Raw genomic sequence first — 15,915 nt, 5'->3', positions numbered from 1 at the left:
TGCTGCAAGGAATTGCCGAGAAGGATCTTGCCGGAGGAAGCACTTGCTGAAGGTTCCCTCAACGCGCAGGAGGTACCCCATGACCGGCCGGACCACCAAGAGCCGCAGACCCGTCGCGACCGCGCTGGCCCTGATCGCGGGTGTCGCGGGCAGCGTCGTCGCCGGGGCCCCTGCGGCCCAGGCCGCCCCGCCCGGCGGCAAGGACGTCACCGCCGTCCTCTTCGAGTGGAACTTCAAGTCCGTCGCCAAGGCCTGTACGGACCGGCTCGGCCCGGACGGTTACGGGTACGTGCAGGTCTCCCCACCGCAGGAGCGCCTCCAGGGCGACGCCTGGTGGGCCGCGTACCAGCCGGTCAGCTACAGGATCGGCACCCGGCTCGGTGACCGCGCCGCGTTCAAGGACATGGTCGACACCTGCCACTCGGCCGGTGTGAAGGTCGTCGCCGACGCGGTGATCAACCACATGACCAACGCGTCCGGCACCGGCTCGGCGGGCTCGCGCTTCAGCAAGTACGACTACCCGGGCACGTACTCGTCCGCCGACATGGACGACTGCAAGGCCGACATCAGCAACTACCAGGACCGCTGGAACGTCCAGCACTGCGAGCTGGGCGGCCTCGCCGACCTCGACACCGGCGAGAACCACGTGCGCGGCCGCATCGCCACGTACCTCAACGACCTCCTCTCGCTCGGCGTCGACGGCTTCCGCATCGACGCGGCGAAGCACATGCCCGTCGACGACCTGAAGAACATCAAGTCACGCCTGAGCAACCCGGGCGTCCACTGGAAGCAGGAGACGCTGCACGGGGCGGGCGAGCCCGTCTCCCCGAGCGAGTACACCGCGACCGGCGACCCGCAGGAGTTCCGGTACGCCTGGGACCTCAAGCGCGTCTTCAACAACGAGAAGCTCGCCTACCTGAAGAACTACGGCGAGGGCTGGGGCTACATGCCGGGCGGCACCAGCTCCGTGTTCGTCACCAACCACGACACCGAGCGCCACGGCCAGACCCTCAACTACAAGGACGGCGCCAACTACACCCTCGCGCACGTCTTCATGCTGGCCTGGCCCTACGGCTCTCCCGACGTCCACTCCGGCTACGAGTTCAGCAACAACGACGCCGGATCGCCCAACGGCGGCCAGGTGAAGACCTGCTACAGCGACGGCTGGAAGTGCCAGCACGCCTGGCCGGAGATCCGCAGCATGGTCAAGTTCCGCAACACCGCACGCGGCGCGTCGGTCACCAACTGGTGGGACAACGGCAACAACACGGTCGCCTTCGGCCGCGGCGACAAGGCATACGTCGTCATCAACCACGAAGGGTCCACCGTCAACCGCACCTTCCAGACCTCCCTGGCGGCGGGCACGTACTGCGACGTGCAGAGCGGCAGGAGCGTCAGCGTGAACGGCTCGGGACAGTTCACGGCGGCCGTCGCCCCGAACACGGCCCTCGCGCTGCACACCGGGGCCAAGAACTGCTGACCGGCCTCCTCCCAGGGCCGGTCCCGCGCAAGACCGGCCCCCCCCATAGACCGGCCGCCCGGCCCATCCGTGTCCCCGCTGCCGGGCGGCCGTACCTCCCTTCCCCAGCCCCCCAGCCCCCCAGCCCTGAAGGAGAAACCGCCGTGACCGGCTCCCCGCGCCGCGCCGCCGTGACCGTGGCCCTCGCCCTGCTCGCCGCCACCGTGCCCCTGACCGCGACGGCCGTGCCGATGGCACCGTCGACGCCGTCCGCCGCGGCCGAGCAGGCCGACCCGCTGGACCTGTCGAAGTCGCGGGCCCAGTGGATCGACAGGAACACCCTCGCCTGGGACGCGGACACGGGGAGCCGCCACGAACTCCTGTACGCAACCCGCGGCGGCCTCACGGTCGAGGGCGGCGACATCGGGGGAGCGGCGACGCACCGGCTGCGCCTCACCCCGGCCGACGGCGGCCTCACCGGCGCCCAGAAGGCCAAGTACCCGCACCTCAAGGGCTACGCCGCCTTCACCGTCGACCCCCGCGACCGCCACCTGGTCCGCGCCGCCCTCACCGGCCAGCTCGTCGCCACCGCCCGCTCCGCCGACGGCACGCTGCGCTCCGCGACCGGCGTGCAGACCCAGGGCGTCCTCGACGACGTGTACGGCACGGCCGCCGCCAAGGCCACCCTCGGCCCGCGTTTCACCCACGGCCGCGTCACCCTCGCCGTCTGGGCGCCCACCGCCCAGCGCGTCTCCCTCGACATCGGCGGCCGCACGGTGACGATGCACCGGGACCGCGCCTCCGGGGTCTGGTCGGCGACCGGGCCGGGCAGCTGGTCGGGCAAGGCCTACCGGTACGTCGTCAAGGTGTGGGCGCCGAGCGTCCGCAAGGTCGTCACCAACAAGGTCACCGACCCCTACTCCACCGCGCTCACCACCGGCTCCGAGCGCAGCCTCGCCGTCGACCTGACCCACGCGGAGCTCGCCCCCAAGGGCTGGGCCGGGCTGCGCAAGCCGAAGGCGATCCCGCTGCGCGCCGCGCAGATCCAGGAGCTGCACGTCAGGGACTTCTCCGCCGCGGACCGCACGTCGGACCACCCGGGCCAGTACCTGGCGTTCACGGACAAGAAGTCCGACGGCATGAAGCACCTGCGCCGCCTGGCCCGCGCCGGCACGTCGTACGTACACCTGCTGCCCGTCTTCGACATCGGCACCGTCCCGGAACGCGCCTCCGACCAGGCCACCCCCGACTGCGACCCGCCCGCGTACGCCCCGGACTCCGACGAGCAGCAGGCCTGCGTCACGAAGAGCGCGGGCAAGGACGCGTACAACTGGGGTTACGACCCCCTGCACTTCACGGTGCCGGAGGGTTCGTACGCGAGCGACCCCGAGGGCACCCGCCGCACCGTGGAGTTCCGCAAGATGGTGCAAGGCCTCAACGGCTCGGGGCTGCGCACGGTCATGGACGTCGTCTACAACCACACCGTCGCGAGCGGCCAGGCCGACAAGTCCGTGCTCGACAGGATCGTGCCCGGCTACTACCAGCGCCTTGACGCCGACGGCGCGGTCACCACCTCCACGTGCTGCGCCAACACGGCGACCGAGAACACGATGATGGGCAAGCTCGTCGTCGACTCGCTCGTCACCTGGGCCAAGGAGTACAAGGTCGACGGTTTCCGCTTCGATCTGATGGGCCACCACCCCAAGGCCAACATCCTGGCCGTCCGCAAGGCACTCGACGCGCTGACCCCGGCGAAGGACGGCGTCGACGGCAAGAGCATCGTCCTGTACGGCGAGGGGTGGAACTTCGGAGAGGTCGCCGACGACGCCCGCTTCGTCCAGGCCACCCAGAAGAACATGGCGGGCACCGGCATCGCGACGTTCTCCGACCGCTCGCGCGACGCGCTGCGCGGCGGCGGCCCGTTCGACGGCGACCCGGGCGTACAGGGCTTCGCCAGCGGCCTGTACACGGACCCCAACTCCTCCCGCTCCAACGGCACCCCGGCCGAACAGAAGGCCCGCCTCCTGCACTACCAGGACCTCATCAAGGTCGGCCTGACCGGCAACCTCGCCGACTACACCTTCAAGGACTCGGCCGGACGCAGGGTCAAGGGCGCGGACGTCGACTACAACGGCGCCCCCGCCGGATACGCGGCGCGGCCGGGCGACGCGCTCTCCTACGCGGACGCGCACGACAACGAATCGCTGTACGACGCGCTCGCCTTCAAGCTGCCCGCAGGCACGGCGACGGCCGACCGGGCCCGCATGCAGGTCCTCGCCATGGCGACCGCCGCCCTCTCCCAGGGCCCGGCGCTCTCCCAGGCGGGAACGGACCTGCTGCGCTCCAAGTCCCTGGACCGCAACTCCTTCGACAGCGGCGACTGGTTCAACACGGTCAACTGGGACTGCCGCGCGGGCAACGGCTTCGGCCGAGGCCTGCCCCCGGCCGCCGACAACAAGGACAAGTGGCCCTACGCCAAGCCCTTGCTGTCGTCCGCGTCCACGCTGACCCCGGACTGCGAGACGATCAACGGCACGTCGGGTGCGTACCGGGACCTGCTGCACATCCGGACGACCGAGCCCGCCTTCTCCCTCGCCACGGCCGGGAAGGTCCAGTCGGCCCTGTCCTTCCCGCTGTCCGGCACGGACGACGAGACCCCCGGCGTCATCACCATGAAGCTCGGCGACCTCGTGGTCGTCCTCAACGCGAGCCCGCAGACCCAGCTACAGCGGGTCGACGCCCTGCGGGGCACCCGCTACGCCCTGCACCCGGTCCAGGCGTCCGGCGCGGACCGCACCGTGAAGTCATCGACGTACGACCGGAGTTCAGGCGCGTTCACCGTCCCGGCGCGAACGGTCGCGGTCTTCGAGCGCGGCTGAGCGTTCCCGATCGGCGTCAGGCGTTGCAGGGGAGCGGGGGCGGCCGTGTCCTCGGGGTCAGCTGATCCGCTTGAAGTTGTCGCCGAACGTCCAGCCCTTCGATCCGTCCCAGTTGATCGACCACGTCATCAGGCCCTTGAGGGCGCCGTTGTAGCGGTTCCAGGCCTGGGTGACGAGGCTCGGGGACATGTAGCCGCCGCCTGCGCCCGGTTGGGCGGGGAGGCCGGGGACCTGCTTGTCGTAGGGGACCTTGATGGTGGTGCCCTGGATGTTCAGGCCCTTGTTGAGGCAGTCGGTCTGAGCGGTGAAGCCCTGTACGGTGCCCGCGGAGTAGGAGTCGCCGGAGCAGCCGTACATGCTGCCGTTGTAATACTGCATGTTGAGCCACCACAGGCGGCCGTTGTCCGCGTACTTCTTGATGATCGGCAGATACGCGCCCCAGATCGAGCCGTAGACGACGCTGCCGCCGGTGACGTACGCCGTCTCGGGGGCCATCGTGAGGCCGAAGCCCGCGGGCATGCGGGCGAGCACGCCGTCGATGATGCGGATGAGGTTGGACTGCGAGGCCGACAACTGGTTGATGTTGCCGCTGCCCACCAGGCCCGTCTCGATGTCGATGTCGATGCCGTCGAAGTTGTACTTCTTCAGGATCGGCACGATCGTCTCGACGAAGCGGTCGGCGACAGCGGTGGAGTTCAGGTCGATGCCCGCCGTGGCGCCGCCGATGGACATCAGGATGGTCGCGCCGTCCGCCTTCGCCTGGCACATCTCGGCGGGCGTCGCGACCTTCACCGTCGCGTCCATGCCGTCCTCCCACAGGACGGTGCCGTCGGAGCGGATGACGGGGAAGGCCGCGTTGATGACGTTGTAGCCGTGCTGCTTGATGCGGCTGTCGGTGATGGGGGTCCAGCCGAACGGCGGGTGCACGCCGTTCGACGCGCCGTCCCAGTTCTCCCAGTACCCCTGGAGCACCTTGCCCGCGGGCTTCGGCTTGACCGCGCAGGTGTCGGCCCGCGGTGCGGCGGGAGTGGGGGCGGGGGCCGCCGCGGCGGCGGGCAGCTGTGCGACACAGGCCAGTGCCAGGGCTGACCCCAGCAGGCTCAACGTCCGACCGATCACGCGGTGCTCCCTGGGTGCGGTGGGGGATGCGGAGACGTGCCTCGTGCGGTGCGTCAACCTAGGCTGGTATAGACCTGGCGTCAATAGGTCTGTACCAAAGGGAGGTTGGAGGGGGCGGGGGCTGGTGGAGCCCGTGGGTCGCACTCAGTTGTCCACCGGCAGGCCCTGCGGTTCCTTGATCCGCTTCATGATGATCTGCGAGTTGACCTCGGTCACCCCCGCCAGCGTGGTGAGCCGCTCGATCCAGAGCCGCTCGTACGCGGCGAGGTCGGCGACCGCGATGCGCAGCAGGCAGCCGGGGCTCCCGAACAGCCGGTACGCCTCGATGACGTCCGGAATGTCCTGGAGCGCGGCCTCGAACGCCTCGACCGTCTCGCGGTCGCGGCGCACCTCGATGGAGACCAGTACCTCGAAGCCCCGGCCGACCGCTTCCGGGGAGACCACCGCGCGGTATCCCTGGATGACCCCGTCCAGCTCCAGCTGGCGCACGCGTCGCATGCACGGCGACGCGCTGAGGCCGACCCGCGCGGCCAGCTCCTGGTTGGTCAGTCGGCCGTCGTTCTGCAGCTCGCGCAAGATGCTGCGGTCGATCTCATCCATGGCGCAATTATTCACCACGCATGTTGCACACGTCTTCGATTTTGGCAAACACATTGCGCAATGTTCGACCTATCCTTGCGGCGAGGCTGCCCACCACCCGGGGGGCTGATGGTCCTCAAGTTCCCTGGGAGGTACACAGACGTGGAAGCACGGGCGCGACGGATCGTCGTCATCAGCACCGGCGGGACGATCGCGAGCCGCTGGCAGGGGACCGGTTTCGCCGCCGACGCACCCGGCCGCGAGGTGCTCGCCACGGCGGCGATACCCCAGGACATCACCTCCGAGGTCATCGACCTGTTCAACGTGAACAGTCCGCGCCTCACCTCCGCGCAGCAGCTCACCCTCCTGCGCACCGTGCACGAGGTCCTCGCCGACCCCGGCGTCGACGGCATCGTCGTCACGCACGGCACGGACACGCTCGAAGAGTCCGCCTTCCTCCTCGACCTGCACCACGACGACCCCCGGCCGGTCGTCTTCACCGGAGCGCAGAAGCCGCTCGGCGCGGAGGACGGTGACGGGCCCGGCAATTTGTACGACGCGCTGCTCACGGCGGCGACCGTGCGGGACCTCGGCGTGCTGGTCGTCTTCGACGGCAAGGTGCATGCGGCGCGCGGCACGGTGAAGACCCAGACCCTCGCCGCGGACGCCTTCGCCGATCCTTCCGGGCCGCCCGTCGGCAAGGTCGGCTTCGGCAAGGTCTCTGTCCTGCACCGACCGTGGCGTCCTGCCCCGTTGCCGCTGCCCGCGGCCGATGCGACGCTGCCGCGCATAGACATGGTCATGCACCACGTGGACGCCGATCCGCTCTTCGTGGAGACGGCCGTCGCTGCGGGCGCGCAGGGCATCGTGCTCGTCGCCACGGGGGCGGGCAATGCGACGCCCGAGTTCGTCGGCGCCGTCACGGCGGCGATCGAGCAGGGCGTCCTGGTTGCCCTGACCACCCGTGTCCAGGGCGGGCCCGTCACCGAGATCTACACGCACGGCGGGGCGGTCGATCTCGCGGCGGCCGGAGCGGTGCTCACGGGGACGTTGCGGGCGGGGCAGGGGCGGAGCGCGGTGCTTGCGGCGCTTCTTTCGGCCTCCGGCCCGGAGGAGCGGGCTTCGGCTCTGCGGCATGTGGTGGGTTCGGCGGCCCTGGACGGGGGAGAGGCCGCGGCTGCCTGAGCGTCTTCGTCTGCGGGCCGGATGTGGCGGGTCGCGCAGTTCCCCGCGCCCCTGACCGGCACTCGGCCGCCCCCCCCGAACACAACAAAGCGGCGCCCCCGCGCCCGGAAAAGATCACGTACGCATCATGAGCACCACCCCCGCCCCCGTCCCCACCCCCATCCCGGGCCCCATCTCCACTTCCGTCCCCACCCCCACCCTCCGTCGCGAGCACGATCTGCTGGGGGAGCGTGACGTGCCGGCCGATGTGTACTGGGGGATTCACTCCCTCCGTGCCACGGAGAACTTCCCCATCACGGGCATCCCCATCTCCGTGTACCCGCACCTCATCGACGCGCTCGCCGCCGTCAAGGAAGCCGCCGCCCGCGCCAACGAGGAGCTGGGGCTGCTCCCGAAGGCGAAGGCCGACGCCATCACCGGCGCCTGCCGGGAGATCCGCTCGGGGCACCTGCACGATCAGTTCGTCGTCGACGTCATCCAGGGCGGCGCGGGCACCTCCACCAACATGAACGCCAATGAGGTCGTCGCCAACCGGGCGCTCGAGCTCCTCGGGCACCCCAAGGGCGCGTACGAGCATCTGCACCCCAACGAGGACGTCAACCTCAGCCAGTCCACCAATGATGTCTATCCGACCGCCGTGAAGGTCGCGACCGTCAGCGCCGTGCACGGACTGCTGCGTGCCATGGCGGTCGTGCAGGACGCGTTCGCCGCGAAGGCCCTGGAGTTCCGCGACGTACTGAAAATGGGTCGCACCCAGCTCCAGGACGCCGTGCCGATGACGCTCGGCCAGGAGTTCTCCGCGTACGCCGTGATGATCGACGAGGACCGCGCGCGGCTCGCCGAGGCCGTCGAGCTCATCCACGAGATCAACCTCGGCGCCACCGCCATCGGCACGGGCCTCAACGCCCCCGCCGGATACGCGGAGACGGCCCGCCGCCACCTCGCCGAGATCACCGGCATGCCGCTGGTGACCGCCGCCAACCTGGTCGAGGCGACGCAGGACTGCGGCGCGTTCGTGCACCTGTCCGGCGTCCTGAAGCGGATCGCGGTCAAGCTCTCCAAGAGCTGCAACGACCTGCGGCTCCTCTCGTCCGGGCCGCGCGCGGGGCTCAACGAGATCAATCTGCCGCCCGTGCAGGCCGGGTCGAGCATCATGCCGGGCAAGGTCAACCCGGTCATCCCCGAGGTCGTCAACCAGGTCGCCTTCGAGGTGATCGGCAACGACATCACCATCACCATGGCCGCCGAGGCGGGGCAGCTCCAGCTCAACGCGTTCGAGCCGATCATCCTGCACTCCCTCGCCAAGAGCATCACCTCGCTGCGCGCCGCCTGCCTGACGCTCGCCGAGCGGTGCGTGACCGGCATCACCGCCAACACGGAGGTGCTGCGCGCCTCGGTGGAGACCTCCATCGGCCTGGTCACCGCGCTCAACCCGCACATCGGGTACACCGCGGCCACCGAGATCGCGCAGGAGGCCCTGAGCACGGGCCGGGGCGTCGCCGAACTGGTACTGGAGAGGGGTCTGTTGCCCGCGGAGCGCCTCGCGGAGCTGCTCACCCCGGAGCGGGTGGCCGGAACTGCCTGACCGGGGCACCCTCGGATAGCATGATCCGGCCCCGGCGAGAGTGGACTATTTCAGCCCACGCACCTAACAAACGGCCAGACCATTGATATCTGAAGCACCGCGGATATCTCCGCGCAAAGACCGCACCCAGCTGATCTCGGCCCTGCGCCGCCCCCGGGTGGTGCTGTGGACCGCGGCGGGTGTGGTGACCCTCGGGTTCCTCATCGCGCTGGAGATCGCCTCGCGGCACTACGGCCTGCCGGGGCCGATCGCCAACCAGGCGAGCGAGGTGATCTTCGCGCCGAAGTCGGGGCCACTCCTGTACGCGAGCATGGCGCTGATGATGGTGGTGCTCACCTGGCGGCAGCGGTTCATCGCCTTCGGCGTCGCCGTCGGCATCGACGTCGTCTTCTTCCTGGTGCGGCTTGCGGTCGGCGCCGACATGATGTTCGGCAACGGCGCGCTCTGGGTGATTCTGGGCTGCGGGGTCATCGCCGTCACCCGCCGCACCGGGCCGGAACGGATCCTGCTCCTGAAGGGCGTCGGCCTTGGGCTGCTGCTCGTCGCGGGGCGCAAGACCGGCGACGCCTGGCTGCTCATCACCTCGAAGACCCGCCCGACCGTCCTCGACCCGTACGTGGCCGTCGCCGACCACGCGCTGGGCAACCCGTCGTGGCTGGTGGGCCGGGTGGTCGAGGCCACCGGGCCGGTCGGCTCGACCGTCCTGGACTGGGTCTACATCCAGCTCGCGGTGGCCGCGGTCTGCGTCTCGCTGTACCAGCTGCGCAACGTCGCCACGGAGGGCCGCTTCCCCGGCCACTACCTGGTGCGCACCTTCCTGGTGATCGGCCTGGTCGGACCGGCCATCTACATGGTCTTCCCGGTGGTCGGGCCGATCTTCGCCTACGGTGACGGGGCCTTCGGCACCGGCGGCGGCCAGTGGGCGCTCGCCGACCTGTGGCCGCACACGCTGCCGCCGCTCACCACCCCGCACGAGATGCCGTACGACGGGATCACCCCGCGCAACTGCATGCCCAGCCTGCACACGGCATGGGCCACCGCGATCTTCATCCACTCCCGCAAGGGGCCGCGCCTGCTGCGGTACGCGGGTACCTTCTGGCTCATCGCGACGCTCGGCGCCACCCTGGGCTTCGGCTACCACTACGGCGTGGACCTCGTCGCCGGTGTCGTGTTCGCGTTCACCATCGACGCGGCGATGCGGTCCTTCGACCGCGGCTGGGACCGGTCGGCCGTCCGGCTCGTCGCCTACGGCACCGGCGTCTTCGCCGCGCTCCTCGTGTCGTACCGCTATCTGCCGATGCAGATGGCCGAGTACCCGTGGGTGGCGGGACCGCTGCTCATCCTCGCGATGGCCTCGGTGGTCCAGGGCTACATGTGGACGACGAAACTGTGGGAGCCGAAGCCCGCACCGGTCGAAGCGGAGCCGCAGCCCGAGCTGGTCTGAGGCGTCCTCACCGACTGTCACCTGCCGCCAGTACGTCGAGCGCCGCCCGCGCCGTGAACTCCTGCTGTCCGCCCCGGAACAGCAGCTCCGCACCCGCGAAGGCCGGGTCGTCCGCGTGGGCGGCGACGTAGGGGATCGCGACGCAGCGCATGCCCGCCGCGCGCGCCGCCGCGGCACCCGGCGCCGCGTCCTCGAAGACCACGCAGTCCGCGGGCTCCGCGGCGAGGAGTGCGGCCGCCGCGAGGAACACGTCCGGCGCGGGCTTGCCGCGCGGGACCTCCTCGGCGGAGACGAACGTCGTCAGCTGCGCGTCCAGGCCCGTCCCGGCGAGGATCGCCTCGATCGCCACGCGTGAGGAACCGGACGCGACCGCCATCGGCACCCCCGCGTCGTGCAGCAGCTCGACGAGCTTGCGCATCTCCGGGTAGACGGGGGTCCGGGCGCGGGCCAGCGCCAGGTAGCGGCGGTCGAGGTCGGCGAGGAGCTCGGAAACCGGCGCCGCTATCCCGTACTCCCGCCGCCAGAGCGCGAGCGTCTCGTGGGAGCTGATGCCGACGTACTGCTCGTTGTCGGCCCAGGTGTACTCCCGGCCCGTGAGGTCGGCGAGCAGGGCCCGCGAGGCTTCGTAGTAGTTGGGCTCGCTGTCCACGAGAGTGCCGTCGAGGTCGAAGACGACCGAGGTCCTGCCGAAGGTGCTCATGACCTCCAGCATGCCAAACAGCCAGGTCAAGCCGGTCCGCTCACCCTGGCCCGCCGAGGGACCCGCCGACCGACCTGCCCACCGACTCGACCAGCGGGAGCAGTCGGTGCGGCACCCGCTCCCGCAGCGCCATCTCCGTCCGCGTGCGCACGACCCCCGGCAGGTTGATCAGCTGCTGCACGACGTCCTCCAGGTGCCCGTTGTCGCGGGCCGCGACCCGCGTCAGCAGGTCGCCGCCGCCCGTGATCGAGTGCGCCTCGATGATCTCCGGCACGGCGGCGAGCGCGTCCCCCACCTCGTCCAGGTGCCCCTGTGTGACCTCGATGTGGACGAACGCGAGTACGGGGTGACCGAGCGCCGCGGGGGAGAGGAAGGGACCTGTGCCCGTGATCACGCCGTCCCGCTCCATGCGGTCGAGCCTGGCCTGGAGGGTGCCCCGGGCGATGCCGAGGACGCGGGCGTACTCGCGCAGGCTGGTGCGGGGCTGTTCGAGCAGCAGCCGCAGGATGCGGGTGTCGAGTTCGTCGACGGCCATGGTCCGAGGTTCTCCCAGGTGGGCGGGGGTGATCGCAGGTGACTGTAGCCGCTCCGGCCGTGCCTGCGGACGCCCCCGCCCACCGTGGCGCGCTACTTGGGCGTGACCCAGATCTGCCGCTTGTACGTGTTCGCCGCGTACAGCTGGACCTTGGTGCCGTTGGCGGTGGAGCCGCCCTTCACGTCGAGGACCTTGCCGGACGCGACGTGCACGATCTGGCCCTTGGCGTTGACCTTCCAGCGCTGGGACGCGCCGCCGTGGCAGTCGGAGAGAGCGATCTTGTTGCCGTTGGTGCTCGCGTTGCGGTAGTTGTCCAGGCACTTGCCGAGCGCGCGGATCGTGCTGTCCTTCTGCAGGATCCAGGACTGCCCGGGGCCGCTGTTGCAGGTGTGGATCTGGATCTGCGTGCCGTTGGCCGCCTTGCCGCCCTTGGCGTCCAGGCACTTGCGGCCGAGGCCGGTCACCTTGCCCTGCGGGGGCAGCGCCGCGCCGCCGCCGCGCGCCAGGTGGCGCAGGCCCTGCATGTCGTACTGCTGGACGTACGTCCCCGCGCGCTTGTCCTGGTACGCGTTGGTGGGCGTGCACATCACCGGGAACTGGCCGGAGTCCGACCCCTTGACGCAGTCGCCGCGGGTCGCGCTGCGGTTGGCGTGCGCCAGGCCCATCGTGTGCCCGAGCTCGTGGCTGATGTGGTTGCGGAAATACGTTTCACCCATGGACGGGGCGGGCTTGCCGGCCGACGTCAGGAACTCGTCGTCGATGTAGGCGTGCCCGCTGGTCACCGTGTCGGCGACGGACGAGGAGTAGAAGCCGCAGCTCAGGTTCTTGCTGCCGGAGCCGTCACGGACCACCTTCCAGCCCTGCGAGCCCCCGTCGCTCGGAGGGACGCAGGGCCGGTGCAGCACGCCGACGATGATCTCGCCCTTGGGCCGGACGTAGTCCCAGCCGACCGGCTGCGTGTCGACCCTCACCGGGAGCGTCGTGACGCGCTGGAGGTCGGCGGCGGACTTCTTCACGTACGGGGCGAGCCAGTCCGCGGACTTCTTGTCGTAGAACTTGATGGTGTAGCCGGTGGTGAGGTACTTCGACGCGCCGCCCGACTGCCAGCCCGTGCCGTGCGGGGCGGCGGCCGCGGCACGCCCGGACGAACCCGACGGCGCCGCGGAGCGGGCCACCGGCGCCGACTTCAGGGACATGACGCCGTCCTCGAACGCCGTACCGTCGGAGCGGGTGGCGCCGAAGTCCTCGGCCCCGGCGGCCGGGTGCACCGCCACCGGCTCGTCGTCGCCGCCGGTGCCGAAGGCGGCGGGCGACAGCTGGACCCCCGCCACGACGGCCGCCGCCGCGCCCACGCCGGCCATCGCCATGCGGCGCCTGCGGGCGCCGCGCTTACGTATGGAACTCAATTCCCCGTTGTCCTCTCACCGTCGAGTCACTGCCGACTCACTGTCGAGTCACTGTCGAACAGACCCACCGATGATAGGCGTGAACTGGGGGACGGCTGTTGCCAGTTGTGGCGGTCAGTGCGCGTCCTCCGTGGGGCGCAGGTTCTTCGGGATCTTCGCCCAGGTGAGCGCCGCGGCGGCGAGCGGCAGCGCGGCCGCCATCAGGAACGTCGGCGTCATCCCTGAGGTGAACGCGTCGGCGGCCCGCGACAGGAGCTCGGCGCCTGCCGGACCCGTGAGTTCGGACGCCACCCGGGCCGCCTCGCCGATCGAGTCGCTCACGGACGCCGAGGTGTCCGCCGTGAGACCGAGGTCGGGCAGGTTCACGCGGTACAGCGCGGTGGCGATGCTGCCGAGCACGGCCACGCCCATCGCCGCGCCCAGCTCGTAACAGGTCTCCTCGACCGCCGCCGCGCCGCTGACGTCCTCGGCCGGGGTGGCGGCCATCAGCGTCACTGACGCGGCGGTCGTCGCGATGCCGACGCCGCAGCCGAGCACGCCGAGCGCCACGGCGACCTCGCCGTAGCCGAGCGGGCCCGACAGCTGGAGCAGCCACGGCAGGGAGAGCCCGGCGGTCATCAGGAGCAGCCCGCCGCCCATGACGTGGCGGATCGGCAGGCGGTGCATCAGTGCTGGGGTGACCAGTGAGGTCAGGACCAGGCCGAGCGGCGCGGGCAGCAGGCGCACACCCGCTTCCAGGGGGCTGTAGCCCTCCCCGTACTGGAACCACTGGGTGATCAGGAACAGCGCCGAGCCCAGCGCGATCATGCCGAGGAAGATCGAGGCCGCCGCGATGGCGAAGGGCCGGGACGCGAAGAGGCGTACCTGGAGCAGCGGGTGGGCCAGGCGCAGCTGGCGGCGCACGAAGACCGTGAGTGTCACCGCGGCGACCACGAGGAGCGCCCAGGCGGCGGGGTCGGCGGGGCCGCCCTTGCCGAGCTGTTTGATGCCGCCCGCGAGGGCGAGCATGCCGACGACGGACTGGCCGACGCCCCACCAGTCCCAGCGGCCCTCGCGGGGCTGGCGGGACTCGGGCAGGAACCACAGGCCGAGCGCGATGATCACCAGCGCGACCGGGATGTTGATGAGGAACGCCGACTGCCAGCCGTTGTGCTCGACCAGCAGACCGCCGACGACCGGACCGAGCGCCATGCCGCCACCGAAGACGGCCGACCACACCGCGTAGGCGAGCGCGCGCTCGCGGGCGTCGGTGAAGACCTTCCGCAGGATCGACAGGGTCGCGGGCATGATCGTCGCGCCACCGGCGCCGAGCAGCGCCCGGGCGGCGATGACCTGCCAGGCGGCCGTCGCGAAGACGGCGAGCAGCGAGGCGAGGGCGAACACGCCGAAGCCGATCAGGAGCAGCCGCTTGCGGCCCCACCGGTCGCCGAGCGCGCCCGCGGTCACGAGGAGTCCGGACAGCACGAGGGCGTAGACGTCGATGATCCACAGCTGCTGTACGGAGCTGGGCCGCAGATCGGCGACGAGGGAGGGGAAGGCGACGTTCAGGATCGTGGTGTCCATGGCGATCAGCAGGAGGCTGCCGGAGAGGATCGCGAGGACGGCCCAGCGTCGTGGATCACGCTGCGGGGTCATGTGGGGTAACACCTCAGTTTCGAATGAGACATCAATGTCTCACAAGGAACGTACGGGTGTCTAATGGATGGCGGGGCGGGCCCCGCACCCGGCCTGGGGCCTCGCGTCACCGCACGCGCTGAAGCGCCTCCGCAGTGAGGTCCGCGAGCGTCGGATAGCCGTCGACGGCCATCAGCAGGTCGGCCTCGGCGAGGAGCGAGCGCAGCACATGCGTGACGCCGTCGGCCCCGCCCATGCCGAGCCCATACGCGTACGGGCGGCCCACACCCACGGCGGTGGCGCCCAGCGCGACGGCCTTGACGACGTCCGCGCCGCTGCGCACCCCCGAGTCGAAGAGGACGGGCAGCCCTCCGGCGGCCTCGACGACCGCGGGCAGCACGTCGAGCGCGGGGAGTCCGCCGTTGGCCTGGCGGCCGCCGTGGTTGGAGCAGTAGATGCCGTCGACGCCGCCGTCCCTGGCCCGGCGCACGTCCTCGGGGTGGCAGAGGCCCTTCACGATGAGGGGCAGCGAGGTCAGGGAGCGCAGCCACGGCAGGTCGTCCCACGTCAGCGGGTTGCCGAAGACCTGCACCCACTTGAGCACCGCGGACTGCATGTCGTGCTCCGGGTCGGCGGGCAGCTGGGCGCGGAACACCGGGTCGCTCGTGTAGTTGGCCAGGCAGTGGCCGCGCAGCTGGGGGAAGTTGGAGGTGCTCAGGTCGCGCGGGCGCCACCCGGTGATCCAGGTGTCCATGGTGACGACGATGCCCTTGAACCCGGACTTCTCCGCCCGGCGCACGAGACTCTCGGCGAGAGCGCGGTCGGTCGGCGTGTACAGCTGGAAGAAGCCGGGCGTCCCGCCGAACTCGGCGGCGACCTCCTCCATCGGATCGGCGGACAGGGTGGAGGCGATCATCGGGACCCCGGTCCGCGCGGCCGCCCGCGCGGTCGCGAGATCTCCGTGCCCGTCCTGCGTGCAGATGCCGAGGACCCCGATGGGCGCCATGAACAGCGGAGAGGGCAGCGTCATGCCGAACAGGTCGACGGAGAGATCGCGCTCCGCGGCCCCCACGAACATGCGCGGGATCAGCCCCCACCGCTCGAACGCGGTGACGTTGGCATCCTGCGTGCGCTCGTCACCCGCGCCGCCGGCGACGTACGAGACGACCGAGGGCGGCAGCGCGGCATGGGCGCGTGCCTCCCATTCCGCGTACTTCATCGGGTACTTCGGGACGACGCCGCGCAGACCGTCGAGGTAGATCTCGTCCTGGTAGTCCTTGAAGGGGCGGGGCGTCGGTTGCATGGAGGCCTTCCCGGCACGGAGGATCGGATGGCCGCTCAGTCTTCTTCGAAGCTGATGTCAAGGTCAATGCGCGCGGTCATATGCGGTCCGACGGATGCGCACGGAAG

General features: G+C 70.6%; 11 protein-coding genes and 1 pseudogene. 5 read left to right on the top strand and 7 right to left on the bottom strand.

What is annotated here, in order from left to right; genetic code table 11:
• Positions 1 to 79: 79 nt before the first annotated feature.
• Positions 80 to 1,477, top strand: a pseudogene (locus NOO62_RS06270) (alpha-amylase); the annotation flags it as partial.
• Between the two features lie 146 nt (positions 1,478 to 1,623).
• Positions 1,624 to 4,338, top strand: a complete 2,715-nt coding sequence (gene pulA / locus NOO62_RS06265; RefSeq protein WP_321170554.1) for a pullulanase-type alpha-1,6-glucosidase — start codon at positions 1,624 to 1,626, stop codon at positions 4,336 to 4,338.
• 57 nt (positions 4,339 to 4,395) lie between these two features.
• On the opposite strand, the gene NOO62_RS06260 is transcribed toward pulA, so the two are convergent.
• Both NOO62_RS06260 and NOO62_RS06255 read right to left on the bottom strand, forming a co-directional pair.
• A complete protein-coding gene (locus NOO62_RS06260; protein WP_268769912.1) occupies positions 4,396 to 5,457 on the bottom strand; it encodes a chitinase in 1,062 nt (353 codons plus the stop codon).
• 144 nt (positions 5,458 to 5,601) lie between these two features.
• Positions 5,602 to 6,057: an Lrp/AsnC family transcriptional regulator gene (locus NOO62_RS06255; protein WP_268769911.1), complete on the bottom strand. Its 456-nt coding sequence runs from the start codon at positions 6,055 to 6,057 to the stop codon at positions 5,602 to 5,604.
• A gap of 108 nt (positions 6,058 to 6,165) precedes the next feature.
• Between NOO62_RS06255 and NOO62_RS06250 the strand changes: the two genes are divergently transcribed.
• The 3 genes from NOO62_RS06250 to NOO62_RS06240 all read left to right on the top strand — a co-directional run bounded on the left by NOO62_RS06250 (position 6,166) and on the right by NOO62_RS06240 (position 10,250).
• Complete coding sequence (locus NOO62_RS06250) at positions 6,166 to 7,221, top strand: asparaginase (RefSeq protein ID WP_398979808.1); 1,056 nt, start codon at positions 6,166 to 6,168, stop codon at positions 7,219 to 7,221.
• A gap of 127 nt (positions 7,222 to 7,348) precedes the next feature.
• Entirely contained in the window at positions 7,349 to 8,806 is a 1,458-nt protein-coding gene (gene aspA, locus NOO62_RS06245; RefSeq protein ID WP_268769909.1) for an aspartate ammonia-lyase, read from the top strand.
• Between the two features lie 133 nt (positions 8,807 to 8,939).
• Positions 8,940 to 10,250, top strand: a complete 1,311-nt coding sequence (locus NOO62_RS06240; RefSeq protein WP_414930973.1) for a phosphatase PAP2 family protein — start codon at positions 8,940 to 8,942, stop codon at positions 10,248 to 10,250.
• 7 nt (positions 10,251 to 10,257) lie between these two features.
• Here NOO62_RS06240 and NOO62_RS06235 read toward each other — a convergent pair whose 3' ends face one another.
• From NOO62_RS06235 to NOO62_RS06215, 5 genes are all read right to left on the bottom strand, one after another.
• On the bottom strand, positions 10,258 to 10,950 hold the full coding sequence (locus tag NOO62_RS06235; RefSeq protein ID WP_268775487.1) for an HAD family hydrolase: 693 nt from the start codon (positions 10,948 to 10,950) through the stop codon (positions 10,258 to 10,260).
• Between the two features lie 40 nt (positions 10,951 to 10,990).
• Positions 10,991 to 11,485: an Lrp/AsnC family transcriptional regulator gene (locus tag NOO62_RS06230; protein WP_268769908.1), complete on the bottom strand. Its 495-nt coding sequence runs from the start codon at positions 11,483 to 11,485 to the stop codon at positions 10,991 to 10,993.
• A gap of 92 nt (positions 11,486 to 11,577) precedes the next feature.
• Positions 11,578 to 12,891 (bottom strand): ricin-type beta-trefoil lectin domain protein, encoded by a 1,314-nt coding sequence (locus NOO62_RS06225; protein WP_268769907.1) that lies wholly within the window; start codon positions 12,889 to 12,891, stop codon positions 11,578 to 11,580.
• A gap of 114 nt (positions 12,892 to 13,005) precedes the next feature.
• The gene (locus NOO62_RS06220) at positions 13,006 to 14,526 is read right to left on the bottom strand and encodes an MFS transporter (RefSeq protein ID WP_268769906.1); all 1,521 of its coding nucleotides are present in this window, start codon (positions 14,524 to 14,526) and stop codon (positions 13,006 to 13,008) included.
• 106 nt (positions 14,527 to 14,632) lie between these two features.
• The gene (locus NOO62_RS06215; RefSeq protein ID WP_268769905.1) at positions 14,633 to 15,808 is read right to left on the bottom strand and encodes an alpha-hydroxy-acid oxidizing protein; all 1,176 of its coding nucleotides are present in this window, start codon (positions 15,806 to 15,808) and stop codon (positions 14,633 to 14,635) included.
• Positions 15,809 to 15,915: the final 107 nt, after the last annotated feature.

The organism is Streptomyces sp. Je 1-369 (genome assembly GCF_026810505.1).
In the GTDB taxonomy this organism is placed as follows: domain Bacteria; phylum Actinomycetota; class Actinomycetes; order Streptomycetales; family Streptomycetaceae; genus Streptomyces.
The sequence above is the reverse complement of the archived record's forward strand: the minus strand, read 5'-3'. Positions and strand labels throughout refer to the sequence as shown.